This is a genomic window from Streptomyces sp. NPDC003036 (assembly GCF_040611175.1).
In the GTDB taxonomy this organism is placed as follows: Bacteria; Actinomycetota; Actinomycetes; order Streptomycetales; family Streptomycetaceae; genus Streptomyces.
The window spans coordinates 1-22095 of sequence record NZ_JBEXNO010000070.1; the positions used below are offsets into that span (position 1 = coordinate 1).

The window sequence follows — 22095 nt, forward strand, 5'->3', positions numbered from 1 at the left end:
GGCGGTACACGCGTGGTGTACCGCCGCCCCGCGGCTCTTGTATTTCCGTGCCGGCGCACTGCCGGCCCGATCACGCGATCAGGCGGACTTCCGGCTGTCGCGCGGGTGCACGGCGATGTTCATGGCGCCGGAGCGCAGGACCGCCAGCCTTTCGGCCAGCACTTCCTCCAGCTCCTCGCGAGTGCGCCGCTCCATGAGCATGTCCCAGTGCGTACGCGCCGGCTTGCCCTTCTTCTCCTCGGGGCCGTCCCCGTCCACCAGAAGAGCCTGGCTTCCGCAGACCTTGCACTCCCACTCCGGCGGGATCTCCGCCTCGACCGAGAAGGGCATCTCGAAACGATGCCCCTTCTCGCATGCGTACTCCACCGCCTGGCGCGGGGCCAGATCGATGCCGCGGTCGGTCTCGTAGCTGGTCACCACGAGGCGCGTGCCGCGAAGAGCTCGCTCACTCATGAATCGTGCCTCCCGGGCTTGTCGCCCACAGGACAGGTGTCGCTGTCGTCGTCATCCGGTCAACGTCCGGTCGGCGGTAAAGATTCCCGTTGCGGGTCATGCGTCGCCCGTCGATGCCGCCCCTTTTTGTACCCACCAATGCCCGGTTTGTCACATCTGGCAGAAGATGTCACCCAGCGTCGTTGCTTCTTCGGCGCGCAGTAACGGTCCGCCTGGCAGGCCAAAGGCGTACACTACCGGACTTCGGCTCCCTGGCTAAATCCGGTCGGGTACGGGGTTCCCCACGGCGGCCACCGCACGCCGTACCGGCACCCGCGCCAGCAGGGCGAAACCCAGCCCGAAGAAGACCACCAGCGAGATGATCGCGTCCCGGTAGCTGCCGGTCACCTGGTACGCCAGGCCGAAGACGAGCGGCCCCAGCCAGCTCAGCCCCCGGTCGCTCATCTCGTACGCCGAGAAGTACTCGGCCTCCTTGCCGCGCGGCACCAGGTGCGAGAAGAGCGAGCGCGACAGCGCCTGGCTGCCGCCCAGCACCAGCCCGATCGCCGCCGCGAGGGCGTAGAACCAGACGGGCGCGCCGGCGGGCAGGAAGTACGCGGCCGCCAGGATCAGCGTCCACACGGCGAGCGACCCGAGGATCGTCCGCTTGGCCCCGTACGCGCGCGCCAGGCGCCCCATGCCGAGCGCGCCGGCCACCGCCAGGACCTGCACCAGCAGCACCGCCGTGATCAGCGTCGTCTGGTCCAGGCCCAGCTCCTCGGAGCCGTAGATGGAGGCCTGCGATATCACCGTCTGCACGCCGTCGTTGTAGACCAGGTACGCCAGCAGGAAGGACAGCGTGAGCGGATGGCGCCGCATGTCGCGCAGCGTCCCCATCAGCTGGCGCCACCCCGACCCGACCGCGCCCTCGCCGCCGGCCGCCGCCACCTGCCGGTCACGCAGCCTGCGCAGCGGTATCAGCGTGAAGGCGCCCCACCACAGACCGGCCGACGCCAGACAGATCCGAACCGCCCCGGACTCCGACACGCCGAAGGAGTCGTGGCCCGTGTACAGCACGAGATCGATGACCAGGACGAGCGCGCCCGACGTGTAGCCGAACGCCCACCCGCGCGAGGAGACCGCGTCCCGCTCCTCCGGCTCCGCGATCTGCGGCAGATAGGCGTTGTACAGCACCATCGACACGGCGAGTGAGGCGTTCGCCACGATCAGCAGGAACGCGCCCAGCAGATAGCGCTCCCCGTCCAGGAAGAACAGCCCGGTCGTCGCCGCCGCACCCAGGTACGCGGACGTCGCCAGCAGGGGCTTCTTGCGGCCCGTACGGTCGGCCACCGCGCCGGCCAGCGGCATCACCAGCACCGCGAGGACGACCGACACGGACACCGCGTACGCGAACACCGAACCCGCGCGGACCGGGATGCCCAGGGGATGGACGAATCCGTCCACATCGGCGGCCGCCTTGGCGACCGACGTCAGATACGGGCCGACGAACACCGTCAGCACGCTCGTCGAATAGACGGAGCACGCGAAGTCGTAGAAGTACCAGCCCCGTTGCTCGCGTATCCGGTCTGCCCGGTCGGCGGTTCCGACGGTCACGGCCGCCCCCCTCGTTCGTCCCCGTGGTGAGACGGCCCGGGCCTCAGACCCACACTCCCCGGTCGGTCAGCACCGTACGCAGCGTCTCCAGATGATCGGTCATGATGCCATCCACCCCCAGGTCGAGCAGGGCGGCCATCCGTTCCGGATCGTTCACCGTCCAGACGTGCACCTGAAGGCCCCGTTCGTGCGCGGCCCTGATGAACCGCCGGTCCACCACCCGCACCCCGCCCTGGCTCTCCGGCACCTGCGCCGCCACCGCGCCCCTGCGCAGCGCGGCCGGGATCCCGTACGAACGCAGCCGCAGTCCCAGCACCCCCCGCACCCCGTACGAGGTGGCCAGCCGCGGCCCCGCCAGGCGTACGGCCCTGGCCACCCGGCCCTCGTCGAAGGAGCCGACGCAGACCCGGTCCCAGGCGTCCGCCTTCCGGATCAGCTCCAGCAGCGGCAGCAGGGCGGCCTCCGCCTTGACGTCCACGTTCCAGCGGGCCTCCGGGAACTCCTCCAGCAGCTCCTCGAAGAGCGGCAGCGGCTCCTTGCCCGCCACGCGGGCCTCGCGCACCACGCTCCAGGGCAGCCGCGCGATCCGGCCCCGGGCGTCCGTCACGCGGTCCAGCGTCGGGTCGTGGAAGGCGACGAGCCGGCCGTCGGCGGTGGTGTGCACATCGGTCTCGAAGTACCGGTAACCGGCCACGGCGGCACGCCGGAAGGCGGCCACGGTGTTCTCCAGGCCGTCCGCGGCCCCACCGCGATGGGCGAACGGTATGAGCGACGGGTGATCAAGGTAGGGATGGCGAGTCACCGCCGCAGTATGGACCGCTCCGGTGTCCGGCCGGCGACCACCGTGCTGCCGCCCGGGGCCGCCGGGACGGCGAAGACCCGCAGGAACAGCTGGGCGAGCGGTCCGATCGCCAGGGCGTACGCCACCGTGCCCACCCCCACGGAGCCGCCCAGCAGGAACCCGGCGAGCACCACCCCGGCCTCGATGGCCGTGCGCACCAGCCGGATCGACCGGCCCGTCCGGCGGTGCAGCCCCGTCATCAGCCCGTCGCGCGGGCCGGGCCCGAGCCGGGCCGCGATGTAGAGCCCGGTCGCCACACCGTTGAGGACGATGCCGGCCACCATCATCGGGACCTGGGCCACCAGGTCGTGGGCGGTCGGCAGCACCGTCAGGGAGGCGTCGATGGCGATGCCGAAGACCAGCACGTTCGAGACGGTGCCGAGCCCCGGCTTCTGCCGGAGGGGCATCCACAGGAGGAGCACGACGACGCCGACGATCATCGAGACCACGCCGATCGACAGCCCGGAGCGTTCCGCCAGGCCCTCGTGGAGCACGTTCCAGGGCTCCAGGCCCAGCCCGGCGCGCACGAGGAGGGCGGAGCTCACGCCGTACAGGATCAGGCCGACGTAGAGCTGGACCAGGCGCCGCGGCAGACGCCGCCCGCGCAGGCCGCTCGTGAAGGTGATGGACAAGGTGTGCCCCCGGAGTGGTCGTGGTGGACTGGCTCATGTCACTCTGGGTGCGGGAATTGGACTCCAACCATGGCCAATTCCAGGAAGGTGGACTGAATTCCATGACCGAGTGGACCTCCGCGGTGGGCGCGGCCCAGCTCGCCCGGCAGCTGAGCGCCCAGCAGCCCCGCCCGGCCGGCCCCGGCGCCCGCAAGCCGCCCGCCTACCGCGCGCTCGCCGACGGCATCCGGCTGCTGGTCCTGGAGGGCCGCGTCCCCGTCGCCGCCCGCCTTCCCGCCGAGCGCGAGCTGGCCCTCGCCCTCGCGGTGAGCCGCACCACCGTCGCCGCCGCGTACGAGGCGCTGCGCGCGGAGGGCTTCCTGGAGTCCCGGCGCGGTGCCGGCAGCTGGACCGCCGTACCGGCGGGCAACCCCCTGCCCGCGCGCGGCCTGGAGCCGCTGCCGCCGGAGTCCCTCGGCTCCATGATCGACCTGGGCTGCGCGTCGCTCCCGGCACCCGAGCCCTGGCTGACCCGCGCCGTCCAGGGGGCGCTGGTGGAGCTGCCGCCGTACGCCCACACGCACGGCGACTACCCGGCCGGGCTGCCCGCGCTGCGGCAGATGCTCGCCGACCGGTACACCGCGCGCGGCATCCCGACCATGCCCGAGCAGATCATGGTGACGACGGGCGCGATGGGCGCCATCGACGCCATCTGCCACCTCTTCGCCGGCCGAGGCGAGCGCATCGCCGTCGAGTCGCCCTCCTACGCCAACATCCTCCAGCTGATGCGCGAGGCGGGCGTCCGGCTGGTGCCCGTCGCGATGGCCGAAGGCCTGACCGGCTGGGACATGCCCCGCTGGCGCCAGGTGTTCCGCGACGCCGGGCCCCGCCTCGCGTACGTCGTCGCCGACTTCCACAACCCCACCGGCGCCCTCGCCGACGAGGACCAGCGCCGCCAGCTGGTGGACGCCGCCCGCTCCGCCGGGACGGTGCTGGTGGTCGACGAGACCATGACGGAGCTGTACCTGGAGGAGGGGCTCCGGATGCCCCGCCAGGTCTGCGCCTTCGACCCGGGCGGCAGCACGGTGATCACCGTGGGCTCGGCCAGCAAGGCCTTCTGGGCCGGCATGCGCATCGGCTGGGTCCGCGCGGCGCCCGACGTGATCCGCTCCCTGGTCGCCGCCCGCGCCTACGCGGACCTCGGTACGCCGGTGCTGGAGCAGCTGGCCGTCACCTGGCTGATGAGCACCGGCGGCTGGGAGGAGGCGATCGGCCTGCGCCGCGCCCAGGCGCGCGAGAACCGGGACGCCCTGGTCGCGGCGGTCCGCAGGGAGCTGCCGAGCTGGGAGTTCGACGTCCCCCTCGGCGGCCTCACCCTCTGGGTCCGCACCGGCGGCCTCTCCGGCTCCCGCCTCGCGGAGGTCGGCGAACGGGTGGGCGTCCGCGTCCCCTCGGGCCCTCGCTTCGGCGTGGACGGCGCCTTCGAGGGCTATGTACGGCTGCCCTTCACGGTCGGCGGCCCGGTCGCGGACGAGGCGGCCGCCCGCCTGGCGGCGGCGGCCCGGCTGGTCGAATCCGGCGCCCAGGGAAGCCCTTCCGGCGAAGCGCCGCGCACGTTCGTCGCCTGACTGGGAGGGGCCCGCCTGGGCGCCCCTCAGCCGGTCGTCGTCTCCCGGGGCCTGCCCGCGAGGTGCTGCAGCCGCACCGTGTCCATGGTGCTCTGCGGCTCCGGGAGCAGCTCCAGCACCGCCTGCCGGTGCGCCTCGCTCGTCGCCTCGTCGTACGGGTCGGGCGTCGCCGGCACCTGGAGCCGCAGGACGGGCCCCGTGCCCAGCCGTGCGTACCCCCTCCCCGGCGGCATGCTCGGCGGGGGCGTGGTGTGCGGCGCGGCGCCGAGGACCGACTCCACCTGCTCGCGGGAGGCCGGGCCGAGCACGACCCGCGCGCGCGTGTGGGTGCGTACGGCCTCGGTCAGCGCGTCCACGCCGTCGAACTGCTCGGCCACGACCACGGTGACCTGCACCGCCCTGCCGTGCCGCAGCGGCACCTGGAGCAGCTCCTGCGGGTCGGTGCGCCCGTCGGCCGCCGCCAGGTGGCCGAAGACGGCCGGCCGGTCGACCAGGATCCACAGGGGCCGCTTGGTGTCCTCGGGGGCCGGGCGCCCGGCCTGCCGGGCCCGGTTCGCCGCGATCAGCCGCCGCTCGGTCTCGTGCGCCGCCCACTCGAGGCTGGTCAGCGCCCCGGCGAGCCCGCACTCGACGCCCAGCACCCCGGCGCGCCCGGTCAGGCAGGCGTACTCGCCGGTGCCGCTGCCGTCGACGACGACCACGTCGCCGTGGTCGAGTGCCTGGAGGGCGAGGGAGCGCAGCAGGGACGTGGTGCCGCTGCCGGGGGCGCCGACGGCGAGCAGGTGCGGCTCCGTCGAGCGCGGCCCCGTCCGCCACACCACGGGCGGCGCGTCGCGCCGTTCATCGCCCGCGCGGACGGGCATGGTCCGCTGCACCGCGTCGTCGTCGGTGAACCCCAGCACGGTCTCGCCGGGCGCGGTCACGAACCGCTGCGCCGCGATGGTGGTCGGCAGCGCGGGCAGCACCCTCATGAGGAGCTGGTTCTCCTCCTCGTACCACTGGAAGAGGTACTCGCGGCCGCGCCCGGACTTGGCGTGGAGCAGGTGCTCGATCCGGGCCCGTGCGGCGGCGTCCCCGTCGGGGAAGTACGCCGGGTAGGCGATCCGCAGCCGCGTCGGCCGCCCGTCCGCGTCGAAGTCGAAGTCGCTGAGGGCCTTGCTCCACTCCCCGCCGTGGGCGAAGAGCGGAGCGGGGTCCTCGGGTACGGAGAAGTGGGGCACCAGGGCCTCGTAGAGCGCCTTCAGCCGCTCCTTCTCCGCCTCGTCGGGCCCGGTCTTCACGACCGGGCGCTCGCGCCCGTGCCACGCCGCCGCACCCATCACCGACACGAGCGCGAGCAGCGGCCCGTACGGCGCGAGGGCGACGACCAGGACGCAGGCCGCGGCGAGGAACAGCGCGGGACCGCGCCGCTCCTTGGGCGTCGCCGCCCACTTGGCGCGCCCCGCCGCGGCCAGCCTCCGCAGACCACGGGTGATCGTGATCAGCGGATGGAGGACGTCCGTGGCGCTGTCGGCGGCCGTTCGGGCCATCTCCCGGCTCCGTGCGATCCGGTCGCTGCCGATGCTCAGCACGCGGCTGCTCAGAATGCGGGGGCGGGGGAGTGGTCGCCGGGCCACGTCGTACTCCTGGGGGCCTGAAGGGATGGAAGGGGTCGTGGGCGTCGGCGTCAGAACTTGATCCCGCCCAACAGGCTGGCGAGGCTCGCGCCGCCCGCGGTGATGCTCGGGGCGATGGCGGTACCCGCCAGGTAGAAGCCGAAGAGGGCGCAGACGAGGGCGTGGGAGGCCTTGAGCCCGTCCTTCTTGAAGAAGAGGAAGACGATGATGCCGAGCAGTACCACGCCGGAGATGGACAGGATCATGAGGTTCTCCTGGGTGAGGGGACAGTCACCTTGAGTACTTCCAAGCTCACAACAAGTATCTATGCGATAAAAGATGCAAATGGGTGAAATGTCGGTCTTTTCACTTGAGCGGCGTACACCGGACGTGCACCGGGCCTTGTCGCACACCGCCGGGGACCGCCTCACGGTGATCTTTCCCACGGCCTGGCAGGGTCGGCCCGAGGTGCGGGCAGTACCCTGTCGGTTCACTTGCACGGCGCCCCGCCGTGCGTACTGGTTCCACCCGAGTCCGCGCAGGTCAGCACGGCCGGCGCGGGGTGCGGGTCAATGACGTGAAAGGCGGTCCGTCCGATGAGTGAGACTCCGGACCCCGAGGTGATCGAGCTGGCGTCCAGGATCTTCGACATGGCGCGCCAGGGGGACGCCCAGACGCTCGCCGAGTACGTCGACGCGGGCGTGTCCCCCAACCTCACCAACGACAAGGGCGACTCCCTCGTGATGCTCGCCGCCTACCACGGCCACGCCGGAGCCGTGGAGGCCCTCCTCACCCGCGGTGCCGACCCCAACCGCGTCAACGACCGCGGCCAGACGCCCATCGCGGGAGCCGTCTTCAAGGGGGAGGACGACGTGGTGCGCGCCCTGCTGGCGGCGGGCGCGGATCCGGAAGCAGGAACTCCGTCCGCCGTGGATACCGCCCGCATGTTTGGGAAGGCGCACCTGCTGGAGCTGTTCGAGTCCCGGTGAACGGGCACTGAACTCCAGGCGAGAAGGGTGCCGTAAATGTGGTCGCGGTGGCGAAATGGCTGGGTCATCATGACGTCGGGCCCGCAGGGGGCCACCGACGAGAGGCAGAGGAAGATGGTCGACACCAAGCGGAAGACGACGAGCGGCTCCACATGTTGCTGCGCGGCCTAGGTACCCACCGTTCACCGGGGACCCCCGGTTGCGTCGACAGCTTGATGTGAGGCATTTTCCATGTTCGATCCGGTCATAGCGCCGAGCGGTACGCTGCTCGGCCTGTTGCAGAGGGGCCGCGGCGACGGCACGCTGCACGCGCTCGCCGCGCCACGCGCGGAAGCCCTCGCCGCCCTCAACCACTGTGTGCTGAACGACCCGCGCCAGGACTGGCAGGTCGAGAACCGCTCCCTCTACTACGCGCGCCTCTACCTGGATCTGCACGGTGGGCTCGACGCCGTCGAGGCCCACCTCTTCAGCCCGGAGGACCACCTCGACACGGACGAGTCCCGCACCGGACTCGCCCTCGCCGTACTGGGCCACCTCGCCTCGTACGGCCGTGAGGACGCCCTCGCGCTGCTGCGCGGGTACGCCGCGACCGGCGCCAACTGGACCTGGGCCCTTGACGAGCTCGCGCTGCGCGACGACGACTCCGCGCTGCGCGCCCTCGCCGAGCCCGTGCTCGCCCGCTTCCCGGCCACCCCGGAGGGCGACGCCGAGCTCGCCTCCGCCGTACGCGACGCCTTCGAGCCCCGCCCGTGGCGGCTGTGGGCCGAGGACCGGCGGGACGCCGTCGGCGCCCGGGTGCGCGCCGCCCAGGAACGCGGCTGCTTCGACCGCTGGCAGCGCCAGATGCGCCCCACGGGGCCCCGCCCCGGCTGGAGCGTCCAGGCGGTCTTCGACTGGGCCCAGGAGGGCCTGGAGCGCGGCTCGGTGCTCCATGTGCCCGCCGCCCGCTGCCTCACGGCCGTCGCGGGGCCCGAGGACCGGGCCCTGATCCTCGAAGCCGCCCGCAGCGGCTCGGACGGCGCCCGCTGCGCCGCCCTGCACTACCTGGCCGAGGCCCGGGACCCCGCCGTCCTGGACCTCATCGAGGCCGCCGCGGGCGACGGCTCCCGTACCGTCGCCGAAGCCGCCGTCGCCGCCTTCGAGCGGATGTGCGGCGAGGCGGCCGTCGACCGGGCGCGCGGCTGGGCGCAGCGGCCCGACGCGCTCGGCAGCTCGGCGGCCGGAGTGCTCGCCTCCCGGGGCGGCGCCCAGGACGCCGCCCTGGTGCTCGGCGCCCTGCGCGAGGCCGTACGGACCCACGGCCCGGACACGCCCGCCCTCTACCCGCTCGTCGACGGGGCCGGCCGGCTCGGCATCGCCTGCGCCGCACCCGTCCTGCGCCACATCTACCGGGAGACCGCGGCCTCCCAGCTGCGCGGCCGCACGGCCCGCGCCCTCGCCGCGACCGACCCCTCCTTCGCCACCGGCTTCGCCGTCGAGTGCCTGTGGGACTGCGAGGAGACCACCAGGGAGATCGCCGCCCTGCACGCCGAGACCGGGGACGTACGCGTCGCCGAACGGCTGCGCCACCTCGCCGCCGACCCGGCGGAGGAGGACGAGGTGCAACTGGCCGTGCGCAGCAGGATCGGACCGGACGCACCCACCGGCTGACCGCCCGGGGGAAACGCTCACGGGACGTTCTCCGCGCGGAAAGATCCACGTCGGGCCCGCCACCCCGGGCCTGACGACAACACTCGTATGCGTGTCCACAGCCGCATGCGGGTCGTCATCGCGGCGTGTCCCCGAGGCCGTCTCCCCGCGGTGCCGCGCCCTCGCAGGCCCTGCCTCCGGACGGGCCCCTTGTCAGAATGGGGAGATGAGCGGGCGCTGGGAGTTCTGGATCGACCGGGGCGGCACCTTCACCGACATCGTGGCCCGGCGCCCCGACGGGCGCCTGGTCACGCGCAAGCTGCTCTCGCACGACCCCGAGCGCTACCGGGACGCCGCCGTCGCCGGCATCCGGCTCCTGCTCGGGCTCCGCCCCGGCGAACCCGTACCGGCGGAGCGCGTCCACTCCGTCAAGATGGGCACCACGGTCGCCACCAACGCCCTCCTGGAGCGGCGCGGGGAGCCCACCGTCCTCCTCGTCACCGAGGGGTTCCGCGACGCCCTGCGCATCGCCTACCAGAACCGGCCGCGCATCTTCGACCGGCGCATCCTGCTCCCCGAGGCCGTGTACGACCGCGTCATCGAGGTCCCCGAGCGCATCGACGCCCACGGCACCGTCGTACGCCCCCTGGACCTCGCGCCCGTGCGCGCGGGGCTGGAGCAGGCCCGCGCGGACGGGCTGCGCAGCGCCGCGGTGGTCCTCATGCACGGCTACCGCCACCCGGGCCACGAGGTGCGGACGGCCGAGGCGGCGCGCGAGGCGGGCTTCGCGCAGGTCAGCTGCTCGCACGAGGTGAGCCCGCTGATCAAGCTGGTGCCGCGCGGCGACACGACCGTCGTCGACGCCTACCTCTCGCCGATCCTGCGCCGGTACGTCGACGAGATCGCGGCCGAGCTCGCCGGCGTACGGCTGATGTTCATGCAGTCCAACGGAGGGCTGCGCGAGGCCGCGCACTTCCGCGGCAAGGACGCCGTGCTGTCCGGCCCGGCGGGCGGTGTCGTCGGCATGGCCCGCACCTCCGAACAGGCCGGTTACGGACGGGTCATCGGCTTCGACATGGGCGGCACCTCCACCGATGTGTCGCACTACGCGGGCGCGTTCGAGCGGGAACTCGGCACCCAGGTGGCCGGGGTGCGGATGCGCGCGCCGATGATGAGCGTCCACACCGTCGCGGCGGGCGGCGGCTCGGTCCTCCACTTCGACGGCCGTCGCTACCGGGTCGGCCCCGACTCGGCCGGCGCCGTCCCGGGGCCCGCCTGCTACCGGCGCGGCGGCCCGCTGACCGTGACGGACGCGAACGTCATGCTGGGGCGGGTGCAGCCGGACCACTTCCCGGCGGTCTTCGGACCGGACGGGGACCAGCCGCTCGACGCCGACGCGGTGCGCGAAAGCTTCACCGCACTGGCCGAGGGCGTACGGCACCACACCGGAGTCCCCCGTACGCCCGAGGAAGTCGCGGCCGGCTTCCTGGAGATCGCGGTCCTCAACATGGCCAACGCCGTCAAGAAGATCTCCGTCCAGCGCGGCCACGACATCACCCGCTACGCCCTGACCAGCTTCGGCGGAGCGGGCGGACAGCACGCCTGCGCGGTCGCCGACGCCCTCGGGGTCGACACCGTCCTCGTCCCACCCCTGGCCGGGGTCCTCTCGGCCTACGGCATCGGCCTCGCCGACGCCACCGCCATGCGGGAGCGGTCCGTCGAGGCCGAACTGGACGCGGCCGCCCACGCACGCGTGCGCGGCCTCTGCGCCGAGCTCGCCGCACGCACCAGGGAGGAGCTGCGCGCCGACGGCGTGCCCGACAGCGCGATCGGCACCCACGCGCGCGTGCTGGTGCGTTACGCCGGGACCGACGCGAGCCTGCCCGTTCCGCTCGGCTCCGTCGAGGCCGTACAGGAGGCGTTCACGGCGGCGCACCGCGCGCGGTACGGGTTCACCATGGACAAGCCGCTGGTGGTGGAGGCCGTCTCGGTGGAGGCGGTCGGACGCGCCGGTCCGCACGGGCCGGTAGCCGCCGAAACCGCCCACCGTACGGGCCGACTGGAACCGCGTGCGACGGTGCGGATGTTCGTCAACGGCGAGCCCCGCGACACCCCGCTGTACCGGCGCGAGGACCTGCGGCCCTCCGACACCGTGCCCGGCCCCGCCATCATCGCCGAGGCCGACGCCACGACCGTCGTCGACGACGGCTGGCAGGGCTCCGCCACCGGCACCGGCCACCTGCTGCTGACCCGCACCCGCCCCCGGCCGGGCCGTACGGCCGTCGGCACGGACGTCGACCCCGTCCTGCTGGAGGTGTTCAACAACCTCTTCATGGCGATCGCCGAGCAGATGGGCGTCCGCCTGGAGAACACCGCCCACTCCGTCAACATCAAGGAGCGGCTCGACTTCTCCTGCGCCCTCTTCGACGCCGACGGCAACCTCATCGCCAACGCCCCGCACATCCCGGTCCACCTCGGCTCGATGGGCGAGTCCATCAAGGAGGTGCTGCGCCGCAACCGGGGCACCCTGCGGCCCGGCGACGTGTACGCCATCAACGACCCGTACCACGGCGGTACGCACCTGCCGGACGTGACCGTCGTGACGCCCGTCTTCGGGCCGGCGGGCGATCTGCGGTTCCTGGTGGCCTCCCGGGGCCACCACGCCGAGATCGGCGGCATCACCCCGGGCTCCATGCCCGCCTTCAGCCGCACCATCCACGAGGAGGGCGTCCTCTTCGACAACTGGCTGCTCGTACGGGACGGGCGCCTCCGGGAGGACGAGACCCGGCGCCTGCTGACCGAGGCGCCGTACCCCTCCCGGGACCCGGACACCAACCTCGCCGACCTGCGCGCCCAGATCGCCGCCAACGAGAAGGGCATCGAGGAACTGGAGCGCATGGTCGACCGGTTCGGCCTCGACGTCGTCCACGCCTACATGCGGCACGTACGGGACAACGCCGCCGAGTCCGTACGCCGCATCGTCGCCGGCCTGCGCGACGGCGCGTGCCGCTACGAGACCGACGGCGGGGCCGTCATCCGGGTCGCCGTACGCGTCGACCGCGAACGGCGCCGCGCGGTACTGGACTTCACCGGCACGTCCCCGCAGCAGCCCGGCAACACCAACGCGCCCACGTCCGTGGTCACGGCGGCCGTGCTGTACGTCTTCCGGACGCTGGTCGAGGACGACATCCCGCTCAACAGCGGCTGCCTGGAACCCCTGGAGGTACGCGTCCCGGACGGCTCCATGCTGGCGCCCGCCTACCCCGCGGCCACGGTCGCCGGGAACGTCGAGACCTCGCAGGCGGTCACCGGGGCGCTGTACGCGGCGCTCGGCGTCCAGGCGGAGGGCTCCGGCACCATGAACAACGTCACCTTCGGCAACGACCGCGTGCAGTACTACGAGACGGTGGCGAGCGGCTCGGGCGCGGGCGACGGCTTCGACGGGGCCGACGCCGTCCAGACCCACATGACCAACTCCCGGCTCACCGACCCCGAGGTCCTGGAGTGGCGCTACCCGGTCCGGGTGGACGGCTTCGCCGTGCGGCCCGGCAGCGGCGGGCGCGGCCGGTGGCGCGGCGGCGACGGCGTCGTGCGCCGCATCCGGTTCCTGGAGCCCATGACGGTGGCGCTGCTGACCGGACACCGCAGGGTGCCGCCGTACGGCATGGCGGGCGGCGCGCCGGGCGCCCTCGGCGAGAACGCCGTGGAACGCGCCGACGGCACCGTCGAACGGCTCGGCGGGGTCGACGTGGCGGACGTCCGCCCCGGCGACGTCCTGGTCGTCTCGACACCCGGGGGCGGCGGCTACGGGACGCCCCCGGACTGAACCACGAACCGGACCGGCGTCCCCGGCACGGCCTGAGCCGCGGCCGCCAGGTCCCGCTCCCGTACCACCGCCACCACCGGATAGCCACCGGTCGTGGGGTGGTCGGCGAGGAACACCACGGGCCGGCCGTCCGGCGGGACCTGGACCGCACCCAGCACCATGCCCTCGCTGGGCAGTTCGCCGGGCAGGGCGCGCTCCAGGGGCGGGCCCTCCGTGCGCAGCCCGATCCGGTTGCTCGCGGGGGACACCCGGTAGGGGGCCGTGGCCAGGGTGCGCAGCGCGGCGTCCGTGAACCAGTCGTCGCGCGGGCCCGGCCGCACCCGCAGGACCAGCTCCCGTGGCGCGCCGGGCCAGGGCGCGGCGTCGTACAGGGCCGTCGCCCCGGACGGCGCCCGGCCCAGCGGCAGCACGGCCCCGTCCCGCAGCGGGGCGGGGCCGAGACCCGAGAGCAGGTCCGTGGAGCGGCTGCCCAGCACCGGCTCGGCGGCCACGCCCCCGGCGAACGCCACATACGAGCGCAGGCCGCGCACCGCCGCGCCCACCTCCAGCACGGCACCCGCGGGCACGCGTACCGCCGCGCCCCAGGCCGCCGGCCGCCCGTCCACGGTCACCGGGCACGGGGCGCCGCCCACCGCGACGGTCACCGCGCACCGCGGCCGCACCGCGCAGCCGTTGACGGTCGTCTCCAGCACCGCGGCGTCCACCGGATTGCCCACGAGCCGGTTGACGAGCCGGCTCGCGTACGGATCGAGGGCCCCCGAGCGCGGCACACCCAGGTGGGCGTGGCCGAACCGCCCCTGGTCCTGCACCGTGGTCAGCGCCCCGGCCCGGACGACCGCGAAGGCACGGTCGGTCATCTGCCCCCCAGGCGGGCGCCGGTGCCGGACTCGGGAACGAACCGCACCCGGGTGCCCGGCGACAGCAGCGCCGCCGGCTCCCGCGCCGGGTCCCACAGCACCAGGTCCGTCGTCCCGATCAGCTGCCAGCCGCCCGGCGAGGAGCGCGGGTACACACCGGTGTACGCGCCCGCCAGCGCCACCGAGCCGGGCGGGACGGCGGTGCGCGGCGTGGACCGGCGCGGCACCTCGTACCGCGCGGGAAGGCCGGTCAGATAGCCGAAGCCCGGCGCGAAGCCGCAGAACGCCACCCGGAACTCCACCCCGGAATGGATCCGCGCGACCACCTGAGGCTCCACGCCCCACAGCGCCGCCACGACCGCCAGGTCCGGGCCGTCGTACCGGACGGGGATCTCCAGCAGCGGGTCCGCGCGCGCGTGCAACGGCTCCACCTCCCACCGGGCGACCTGTTCGGCGAGGCGCCCCGGATCCTCCACCCCGTCGAGCAGCACGGTTCGCGCCGCCGGCACGATCTCCCGTACGGCGGGGAGCGCGCCGGACGCACGGCGGCGCAGCACCTCGGCGTGGAAGGCCTGCGCCTCCTCGCCGCTGCCCAGCTCCACCAGCAGGGCCCGGTCGCCCACGGCCAGCGTCCTCATACGAACGCCTCCACGCGCACACCCGACTCCTCCAGGCGGGAACGGACCTCGCGCGCCAGCTCCACCGCGCCCGGCGTGTCGCCGTGCAGGCACAGGGAGCGGGCGCGGACCGCGACCTGCCGACCGCACCGGGAGACGACCTTCCCGAGCGTGGCCATGGACACCGACCGCTCCACCACGGCCGCGGGATCGGTGATCACGGCTCCCTCCTCGCGTCGCGGAACGAGCGTCCCGGCGGCGGTGTACGCGCGGTCCGCGAACGCCTCCGCGACGACGGGCAGCCCCGCCTTCCCGGCCGTCTCGTGCAGCCGCGAGCCCGGCAGTCCGAGCAGGGGCAGCCGCTCCCCGGTCAGCAGCACCCCGTCGACCACGGCCCGGGCCTGCTCCTCGTCGTGGACCACGCGGTTGTAGAGCGCGCCGTGCGGTTTGACGTACGACACGCGTGTCCCGGCGGCTCTGGCGAACACGTCCAGGGCGCCGATCTGGTAGGCCACTTCGGCGGCCAGCTCGTCGGCGGGCACGTCCATGGAGCGCCGGCCGAAGCCCGCCAGGTCGCGGTAGGAGACCTGGGCCCCGATCCGCACCCCCCGCTCGGCCGCCAGCGCGCAGACGCGCCGCATGGTGACGGGGTCCCCGGCGTGGAAGCCGCAGGCCACGTTGGCACTGCTGACGACGGACAGGAGCTGTTCGTCGTCCGTGAGGCGCCAGCGGCCGAAACCCTCGCCGAGGTCGGCGTTGAGGTCGATCGAGGACCGGGTCATGGTGATGTCTCCTTGGGATGGCGTCAGGCGAGCTCGCGGCCCCGGGTCTCCGGCAGCCCGAGCAGGGCCAGGACGGCGATGCCGTACCCGACCGCGCCGAACACCAGCGCACCGCCCACGCCCCAGCTGTCCGCGAGGAAGCCGACCAGCGTCGGGAAGAACGCGCCGACCGCGCGGCCGGTGTTGTAGGTGAACCCCTGCCCGGTGCCGCGCACCGCCGTCGGATACAGCTCCGCCAGGAACGAGCCGAAGCCGCTGAAGATGGCCGACATGCAGAAGCCGAGCGGGAAGCCGAGCACGAGCAGCAGTCCGTCGGCGCCGGACGGGATGTTGGTGTAGGCGAGGATGCACAGCGCGGACAGGACAGCGAAGATCACGATGTTGCGCTTCCGGCCGAGCCGGTCGGTGAGGTAACCACCCGTCAGGTACCCGAGGAAGGCGCCGGATATCAGAAAGGTCAGATAGCCGCCGGTGCCGATGACCGTCAGTCCCCGGTCGTCCTTCAGGTACGTCGGGACCCAGGTGGCGAGGGTGTAGTAGCCGCCCTGGACACCGGTGGACAGCAGCATCGCGAACAGCGTCGTCCGCAGCAGCCCCGCGCGGAAGATCGCGGTGAAGGAACCGCGCTCGCGGCTCGCCTCGCGGACCTGGGCGACGTGCGGCGCGTCCTCGACGTTCCTGCGGATCCAGATCACCAGGAGGGCCGGCAGCGCGCCGGTCCAGAACATCACGCGCCACGCGGTGTCCGGGTCGAGGAAGTGGAAGACCAGCGTGTAGACGATGACCGCGAGCGCCCAGCCGGCCGCCCACGCGCTCTGGATGCCGCCCAGCGTGCGGCCGCGGTGCTTGGCGGAGGCGTATTCGGCGACCAGGATGGCGCCCACCGCCCACTCGCCGCCGAAACCGACGCCCTGGAGGGCGCGGAAGACGAGCAGCGTCTCGTAGTTGGGCGCGAAGCCGCACAGGACGGTGAAGAGCGCGTACGTGACGACCGTGATCATGAGCGCCTTCACCCGGCCGATCCGGTCGGCGAGGATCCCGGCGAGCACGCCGCCGAGCGCCGAGACGACGAGGGTGACGGTGGTGAGCAGTCCGGTCTGACCGCTGGTGAGGCTGAAGTAGGCCGATATCGCCACCATGCTCAGCGGCAGCGTGAAGAAGTCGTAGGAGTCCAGCGCGTATCCGCCGAACGCGCCGCCGAAGGCGCGGCGGCCGCGCGGCCCGAGGGCGCGCAGCCAGGCGAACGCGCCGGTGTCCTCGGGCTGTTCGCCCTGGGTGGCGTGAGGGGTCTGGGTCGTACTCATCGGCACCTCGCAGAGAGGGGAGGAGCGGAGCCGTGCGGTTCCCACAAGGTAGGGGATTGTTGAACGATCCGACAAGGGGGTTGTCCTCAGTTCCGACCTGAGGTTTTCCTTCTACGATGAGCGGGCCGAGGGCGGTGACGGTGCGGGACGGCGAGAAGAGGTGCGTGGTGGGTGCGACGGGCTCCGAGGCGGCCGGCGGACTGGCGGACGACCGTGCGCTGCTGGGACGTACGAGCACGGCCGAGCGGGTCGCGGACATCCTGCGCACCCGCATCGCCGAGGGCTTCTTCCGGCCCGGCGCGCGGCTCTCGGAGGACAGCATCGCCGGCGCCCTCGGGGTGTCGCGCAACACCCTGCGCGAGGCCTTCCGGCTGCTCACCCATGAACGCCTGCTCGTCCACGAGCTCAACCGCGGTGTCTTCGTACGGGTCCTCACGGTCGACGACGTCGTGGACATCTACCGCACGCGGCGGCTCGTCGAATGCGCCGTCGTCCACGGCCTCGGCAAGCCGCCGTTCGAGCTCCACGGTCTGGTCCTGGCGGTCACCGGCGGGGAGCGGGACGCCCGCGACGGTGACTGGAAGGGCGTCTCCACGGCCAACATCCACTTCCACCGCGAGCTCGTCGCCCTCGCGGGCAGCGCGCGCACCGACGAGCTGATGCGCTCGGTCTTCGCCGAACTCCGCCTCGCCTTCCACATGGTGGACGACCCTCGCGCCCTCCACGAGCCTTATCTCATGCGAAACCGGGAGATTCTGGACGCTTTGCGCGCCGGTGAGCGGGTGAAGGCGGAACGGCTCCTCGCGGACTACCTCGACGACTCCCGCGACCGGCTGGTCGACGTCTACGCACACCTGGTCGACGCGGACGCCGACCCCGGCGCCTGACCGGCACCGTCCCCGGGGGTGTCCCGGGGACGGCCGGAGCGGGGCCGTCTGCGCCGTTTCGACCGTTGTCCGTGCGAGGACCTAATCTGTGCAGCGTGACTTCGCCTGTCTCGACGGATCTCGCTCCGCCCCAGCTCAGCGCGGGGCCGCGGCCTGCTCAGGGCCCGGCCGCCGACGAAGGGCTGGCGCGGCGGCTGCGTGCGCTCGCGTGCACCGCGCCGCTGCACGACCTGGACGCCCGCAAGGCGAACCTGGCGGGGGAGTACTCGGTCTACGGCATGGCGGAGATCGCGCTGGCCGCGATCGACCTCGTCACGCTCAACATGGACTTCGACACCGGCGCCGACCACGAGCAGATCGTCGCCCGGCTGCTGCCGAGGGTCGCCGCCCAGGCCCCGCAGCGGCCCGCCGCCGAGCACGAACGGGTCGCCCGCTGGGTCCTGGAGAACCTGATCAACGTCGGCAGCGTCGACCGCGGCTTCCGCGCCGTGTACGGCATGTTCGGCCCCGACGGCGTCTACGTGCGCCGGGACTACGACTTCAAGCTCATCGAGGAAGTCCCCGGCTACGGCGGCACCGTCTACCTCCGCACCACCGACGAGGCGGTCAACGTCCTCGTCGGCGCGCTCGACACGGACGTCACCAGCGCCCAGATCGCCGCCGAGGTGAAGCTGGAGGTCCTCATCAGCCGCGGCCGCCTCGCCGACGCCCAGCTCGCCGCCGAGCAGGCGCGCTACCGCACCGTGCAGTACGCCGAGACGCTCCGCAAGACGCTGGAGGCCACCCGGCGCAACGTCCGCGCCGTCGACTGGCTCGAGACCGTGCCGGACATGATCGAGGAGGCACTCGCCCACGTCGCCGACCGGTACCGCCACGAGAACGCCATCCTCACCAACATCCGCAAGGCGCGCGACGAGGCGGAGGACCAGGAGCACAAGCGGCGCGCCGCCGAACTCGTCGACATCGTCAAGGACTGCATCCGCCGCCACACCCAGCTCCAGTCCCGGCTGCTGGAGGCCGGTCCGCTGTTCCGCGCCGAACAGGACCGGCAGGCCTTCGCCACCCCCACCGCCCGCGCGGGCCTCGACCTGTACGGCCAGCTCGTCGCCCCGCTGCTGCCGCTCCCTCTCGAGCAGTCCATCCGCGTCACCGACGCCTACTTCGCGCACGGCACCGGACTGCGGACCCCCTCCTCCGTACGCCTCGGCGACCTGGTCGACCTGCTGCTCACGCCGCCGCTGGAGCGCGAGCACCTCGGCGCCGAGATGCCCGAGCCGGACCTGATCGCCACTCCGGACGACAGCCGGTTCAGCGAGGAGCAGCTCGCCGCCGCCATGGAGCTGCTCGACCTGGAGCACGACGCCCCGCGCCGGCTCTCCGGACTGCTCGCCGACGCGCGCCGCCGGGACCCCGAACTGCCGTACCTCGTCGCCCTCCTGGCGATCCACGCCGCCAGCCCCCCGGTCGGTACGGCCTACCGGCAGGGCGAGGAGCGGCTGCTGTTCGCCGTCGACGACGGCACCGAGCTGGACGACCCCGAGTTCGGCGGCGCCGACCTGATCGTCGGTACGGCCCTGCTGGACGCGGCGGGCATGGCCGCGGACCGCACGGACGCGACATGACGCGCCGCCCCGCGCCGCAGCGGCGGCGGCCCCACCCCCGGACCGCGCGCCCGGCCGCACTCCGGACCGCCCGACCGGTACCGCACCGGACAGCGCCCGTGCCCGGGACCGCGTCTGCGCCCGCCCCCGCGCCCGCCGCCGTCGCAGGCGCCGCCCGTACCGAAAGCCGACTCCGTACGGCGTACCCGCTCCGTACCGAGCGCCGACTCCGCACCCCGCACCACCCCGCCCCCAGCAAGGAGCCCCAGCCGTGAGCGACCACCACGCAGAGCACGCCGACGCGTGGAGCGAGCCCGACGCCCCGCAGGCGTCCGAGCCCGCCGCCTCCGGCACCGTCACGCCCGCCGACGCGGCCGACGCCGCCCGGCTCGTCTCCTTCGGCCTCCAGCCCAAACTGCTCCCCGCCCGCGACGCCGAGTACGCCGACCTGCTGCGCCGGTACCGCGAGGAGCCCGCCTTCGCCCGCCTCGCCGACGCCGTCGCCACCGGCCTCGGGCTCATCGTCCTGGAGGTCTCCCCGCGCGCCGGCATGGCCGTCACCGCCGGCGAGGACTCCGTCTTCGCCGTCCGCATGGGCGACTACGCCCGCCGCGCCTCCACCGACTCCGCCGACCGGTTCCTCCACGGCCTCGCCCACCTCGCCGTCGCCGCCCTGGCCTTCCCCCGCCCCGAGGACCTCGCCGACGACACCTACATCGGCCGCATCACCGTCAACGGCGTGGACGCCTTCGTCCGCCAGGCGTGCCGCCGCCTGGAGGAGCGCGCCGAGCAGCAGGGCGAGAACACCGACCCGGCCACCGACGCCCCCGGCCTCGAGGCCGCCTGGCGCATCTACGCCCGGCGCAGCGCCACCGGCGCCACCAAGGACGCCCGCCGCCTCGCCGGATCCACCACCGGCATCATCGGCAAGGCGGTCGCCTTCCTCACCGAATCCGGCTTCCTCCAGCGCACCGGTGACGAGGGCGGCGGCTCGTACCGCACCACCGCGCGCTACCAGCTCCAAGTCCGGGACATGGCGGGCAGCGCCGCCATGGCCGAACTGCTGGAGCTCGGCGTCGTACCGGTGAGCGACGGCTCCGCCACCCTCCTGCCGCCGCCCGACGGAGACGACCTCGACCTCGTCGCCGACGCCGGCCTGCCCTTCCACGCGTAACCCAGACCAGAAGCGAAAGTCCGCCGCCATGTACGAGCTGTCCCGGGTCCGCCTCTACTCCATCGGGCCCGCCGGTGCGCGCTACGCCGACACCGTGCTGGACCTGCGCGGAGTCGGCGCGCCCGTGCCCCACCCCGCCCCCACCCAGGCGGAGTTCTTCGAGGACGAGCCGGTCGGGCCGCCGCGCCGCCCCGCCCCCGCGGGCGTGCTCTTCCTGGAGAACGGCGGCGGCAAGTCCGTCCTCCTCAAGCTGATCTTCTCGGTGATGCTCCCGGGCCACCGCAACACCCTCGGCGGCGCCAGCTCCGGCGTGCTGCGCAAGTTCCTGCTCGCCGACGACTGCGGCCACGTCGCCCTGGAGTGGCAGCACACCCTCACCGGCGAACTCGTGGTCGTCGGCAAGGTCAGCGAGTGGCGCGGACGGCAGGTCTCCAACGACCCGCGCAAGTTCGCCGAGGCCTGGTACTCCTTCCGCCCCGGCCCCGGCCTCAGCCTCGACTCCCTCCCGGTCGCCGAAGCCACCTCCGTACGCCCGCCCGCCGAAGGCGTCTCCGGCGCCCAGGGCCGCCGCCGCACCATGAAGGGCTTCCGCGACGCCCTCACCGAGGCCGGCAAGGCGTACCCCCACCTGGAGGTGTACTGGGAGGAGATCCACGACCGCTGGAACGAACACCTCGGCGACCTGGGCCTCGACCCCGAACTCTTCCGCTACCAGCGCGAGATGAACGCCGACGAGGGCGAGGCCGCCGGCCTCTTCGCGGTCAAGAAGGACTCCGACTTCACCGACCTGCTGCTGCGCGCGGTCACCGACACCCGCGACACCGACGGCCTCGCCGACCTCGTCAGCGGCTTCGGCAACAAGCTCGGCCGCCGCGCCGAACTCACCGCGGAACGCGACTTCACCGCCGGCTCCGTCGACCTCCTGGGCCGCATCGTCGAAGCCGCCGACACCGGCGCCCGCGCGCGCGACGTCCACGCCGGAGCCGAGCGCCGCACCCGTACGCTCGCCCGCCGCCTGTCGGCCCGCGCCGCCGAGGAGCGCGGCCGCGCCGCCACCCTCGCCGAGCAGGTCACCGCGGCCGCCGACACCGTCACCGAGGCCGAGCAGGCGCGCGCCCGCGCCTCCCTCATCGCCGCCGAACTGGCCTACCGCCACGCCTCCCTGGCGCTCACCGCCGCCGAGAAGGGCGCCGCCGCCCAGCGCCGCGAGCTGATCGACGCCCGCACCCTGCACTCCGCCTGGCAGGCCACCGAAGTGGTACTGCGCCACCGCGCCGCCGCCGACCGCTCCGCGCGCGTGTCCGCCGCCATCCGCGAGGCCGAGCGGGACGCCGCGCCCGCGCTCGCCGCCCGCGCCAAGGCCGCCGCCGACCTCGTACGGGCACTGCACGCCGCCGCCGAGGACGGCGAGCGGCAGGCGAACGAGGAGGAGGAGCGGTCCGCCGCCCTCCAGGAGGCGGCCGAGACCGCCCACCGCGACGCCACCGCCGCCGCCACCGAGGCCCAGCGCGCCCGCAGCGAGGCCGGCCACCTCCGCCAGCGCCTCGCCGAGGTCGAGCAGGAGACCGCCGAAGCCGTACGCGCCGGATGGCTCGACGACACCGCCCCCGACGCCGACCCGGCCCGGGCGGCGCTCGCCGCCAGCGATGCCGAGAAGACCACCGTCGCCGCCTGGGACGCGGCCCGCGAGGCCGCCCGCGCCGCGGCC

At 73.8% G+C, this 22095-nt stretch carries 17 protein-coding genes and 1 pseudogene; 8 read left to right on the forward strand and 10 right to left on the reverse strand.

All coding sequences use genetic code 11. The features are described 5' to 3' along the window. Positions 1 to 78 precede the first annotated feature (78 nt). From ABZX67_RS32160 to ABZX67_RS32175, 4 genes are all read right to left on the reverse strand, one after another. Positions 79 to 453: an RNA polymerase-binding protein RbpA gene (locus ABZX67_RS32160; RefSeq protein ID WP_026278069.1), complete on the reverse strand. Its 375-nt coding sequence runs from the start codon at positions 451 to 453 to the stop codon at positions 79 to 81. 255 nt (positions 454 to 708) lie between these two features. After that, positions 709 to 2046 carry an MFS transporter gene (locus tag ABZX67_RS32165; protein ID WP_355367957.1) on the reverse strand — a complete coding sequence of 446 codons (1338 nt, stop codon included), beginning with the start codon at positions 2044 to 2046 and terminating at the stop codon, positions 709 to 711. A 43-nt stretch (positions 2047 to 2089) separates the two neighbouring features. After that, positions 2090 to 2848: a glycerophosphodiester phosphodiesterase family protein gene (locus ABZX67_RS32170; RefSeq protein WP_355367960.1), complete on the reverse strand. Its 759-nt coding sequence runs from the start codon at positions 2846 to 2848 to the stop codon at positions 2090 to 2092. After that, positions 2845 to 3513, reverse strand: a complete 669-nt coding sequence (locus tag ABZX67_RS32175) for a hypothetical protein (protein ID WP_355367996.1) — start codon at positions 3511 to 3513, stop codon at positions 2845 to 2847. Before ABZX67_RS32175 ends, ABZX67_RS32170 begins: the two co-directional genes overlap by 4 nt. Before the next feature lie 107 nt (positions 3514 to 3620). On the opposite strand from ABZX67_RS32175, the gene ABZX67_RS32180 reads away from it, so the two are divergent. Then, positions 3621 to 5126 carry a PLP-dependent aminotransferase family protein gene (locus tag ABZX67_RS32180; protein WP_355367963.1) on the forward strand — a complete coding sequence of 502 codons (1506 nt, stop codon included), beginning with the start codon at positions 3621 to 3623 and terminating at the stop codon, positions 5124 to 5126. Between the two features lie 26 nt (positions 5127 to 5152). On the opposite strand, the gene ABZX67_RS32185 is transcribed toward ABZX67_RS32180, so the two are convergent. After that, complete coding sequence (locus ABZX67_RS32185) at positions 5153 to 6742, reverse strand: hypothetical protein (RefSeq protein WP_355367966.1); 1590 nt, start codon at positions 6740 to 6742, stop codon at positions 5153 to 5155. A gap of 50 nt (positions 6743 to 6792) precedes the next feature. Next, positions 6793 to 6987, reverse strand: coding sequence for a hypothetical protein (locus tag ABZX67_RS32190; RefSeq protein ID WP_017949565.1), 195 nt, complete (start codon positions 6985 to 6987; stop codon positions 6793 to 6795). A 330-nt stretch (positions 6988 to 7317) separates the two neighbouring features. Between ABZX67_RS32190 and ABZX67_RS32195 the strand changes: the two genes are divergently transcribed. The 3 genes from ABZX67_RS32195 to ABZX67_RS32205 all read left to right on the forward strand — a co-directional run bounded on the left by ABZX67_RS32195 (position 7318) and on the right by ABZX67_RS32205 (position 13165). After that, on the forward strand, positions 7318 to 7710 hold the full coding sequence (locus tag ABZX67_RS32195; protein ID WP_355367969.1) for an ankyrin repeat domain-containing protein: 393 nt from the start codon (positions 7318 to 7320) through the stop codon (positions 7708 to 7710). Between the two features lie 231 nt (positions 7711 to 7941). Continuing rightward, positions 7942 to 9360, forward strand: coding sequence for a HEAT repeat domain-containing protein (locus tag ABZX67_RS32200; protein WP_355367972.1), 1419 nt, complete (start codon positions 7942 to 7944; stop codon positions 9358 to 9360). Between the two features lie 205 nt (positions 9361 to 9565). Further along, entirely contained in the window at positions 9566 to 13165 is a 3600-nt protein-coding gene (locus ABZX67_RS32205) for a hydantoinase B/oxoprolinase family protein (protein WP_355367975.1), read from the forward strand. Here ABZX67_RS32205 and ABZX67_RS32210 read toward each other — a convergent pair. The 4 genes from ABZX67_RS32210 to ABZX67_RS32225 are packed head-to-tail and all read right to left on the reverse strand — an operon-like array spanning position 13144 to position 16725. Then, positions 13144 to 14022 (reverse strand): biotin-dependent carboxyltransferase family protein, encoded by an 879-nt coding sequence (locus ABZX67_RS32210; RefSeq protein WP_355367978.1) that lies wholly within the window; start codon positions 14020 to 14022, stop codon positions 13144 to 13146. The two genes, ABZX67_RS32205 and ABZX67_RS32210, sit on opposite strands and share 22 nt — an antisense overlap. Beyond that, complete coding sequence (gene pxpB, locus ABZX67_RS32215) at positions 14019 to 14660, reverse strand: 5-oxoprolinase subunit PxpB (protein ID WP_355367981.1); 642 nt, start codon at positions 14658 to 14660, stop codon at positions 14019 to 14021. Before pxpB ends, ABZX67_RS32210 begins: the two co-directional genes overlap by 4 nt. Then, on the reverse strand, positions 14657 to 15421 hold the full coding sequence (locus tag ABZX67_RS32220; protein ID WP_355367984.1) for a 5-oxoprolinase subunit PxpA: 765 nt from the start codon (positions 15419 to 15421) through the stop codon (positions 14657 to 14659). The genes pxpB and ABZX67_RS32220 overlap by 4 nt, the downstream gene beginning before the upstream one ends. Positions 15422 to 15444: 23 nt before the next feature. Continuing rightward, complete coding sequence (locus ABZX67_RS32225) at positions 15445 to 16725, reverse strand: MFS transporter (RefSeq protein ID WP_355367987.1); 1281 nt, start codon at positions 16723 to 16725, stop codon at positions 15445 to 15447. A 167-nt stretch (positions 16726 to 16892) separates the two neighbouring features. On the opposite strand from ABZX67_RS32225, the gene ABZX67_RS32230 reads away from it, so the two are divergent. The 4 genes and pseudogenes from ABZX67_RS32230 to ABZX67_RS32245 all read left to right on the forward strand — a co-directional run. Beyond that, positions 16893 to 17612, forward strand: coding sequence for a GntR family transcriptional regulator (locus tag ABZX67_RS32230; protein WP_355367999.1), 720 nt, complete (start codon positions 16893 to 16895; stop codon positions 17610 to 17612). A gap of 95 nt (positions 17613 to 17707) precedes the next feature. Beyond that, positions 17708 to 19234 carry a hypothetical protein gene (locus ABZX67_RS32235; RefSeq protein WP_355367990.1) on the forward strand — a complete coding sequence of 509 codons (1527 nt, stop codon included), beginning with the start codon at positions 17708 to 17710 and terminating at the stop codon, positions 19232 to 19234. A 250-nt stretch (positions 19235 to 19484) separates the two neighbouring features. Then, positions 19485 to 20387, forward strand: a complete 903-nt coding sequence (locus tag ABZX67_RS32240; protein WP_355367993.1) for a hypothetical protein — start codon at positions 19485 to 19487, stop codon at positions 20385 to 20387. A 28-nt stretch (positions 20388 to 20415) separates the two neighbouring features. Continuing rightward, positions 20416 to 22095, forward strand: a pseudogene (locus tag ABZX67_RS32245) (hypothetical protein); the annotation flags it as partial.

What these genes read in the sequence shown, in the direction of transcription:
- ABZX67_RS32160 (WP_026278069.1), bottom strand. Translation starts at nt 453, where the DNA reads ATGAGTGAGCGAGCTCTTCGCGGCACGCGCCTCGTGGTGACCAGCTAC.
- ABZX67_RS32180 (WP_355367963.1), top strand. Translation starts at nt 3,621, where the DNA reads ATGACCGAGTGGACCTCCGCGGTGGGCGCGGCCCAGCTCGCCCGGCAG.
- ABZX67_RS32190 (WP_017949565.1), bottom strand. Translation starts at nt 6,987, where the DNA reads ATGATCCTGTCCATCTCCGGCGTGGTACTGCTCGGCATCATCGTCTTC.
- ABZX67_RS32195 (WP_355367969.1), top strand. Translation starts at nt 7,318, where the DNA reads ATGAGTGAGACTCCGGACCCCGAGGTGATCGAGCTGGCGTCCAGGATC.
- ABZX67_RS32200 (WP_355367972.1), top strand. Translation starts at nt 7,942, where the DNA reads ATGTTCGATCCGGTCATAGCGCCGAGCGGTACGCTGCTCGGCCTGTTG.
- ABZX67_RS32205 (WP_355367975.1), top strand. Translation starts at nt 9,566, where the DNA reads ATGAGCGGGCGCTGGGAGTTCTGGATCGACCGGGGCGGCACCTTCACC.
- ABZX67_RS32210 (WP_355367978.1), bottom strand. Translation starts at nt 14,022, where the DNA reads ATGACCGACCGTGCCTTCGCGGTCGTCCGGGCCGGGGCGCTGACCACG.
- pxpB (WP_355367981.1), bottom strand. Translation starts at nt 14,660, where the DNA reads ATGAGGACGCTGGCCGTGGGCGACCGGGCCCTGCTGGTGGAGCTGGGC.
- ABZX67_RS32220 (WP_355367984.1), bottom strand. Translation starts at nt 15,421, where the DNA reads ATGACCCGGTCCTCGATCGACCTCAACGCCGACCTCGGCGAGGGTTTC.
- ABZX67_RS32225 (WP_355367987.1), bottom strand. Translation starts at nt 16,725, where the DNA reads ATGAGTACGACCCAGACCCCTCACGCCACCCAGGGCGAACAGCCCGAG.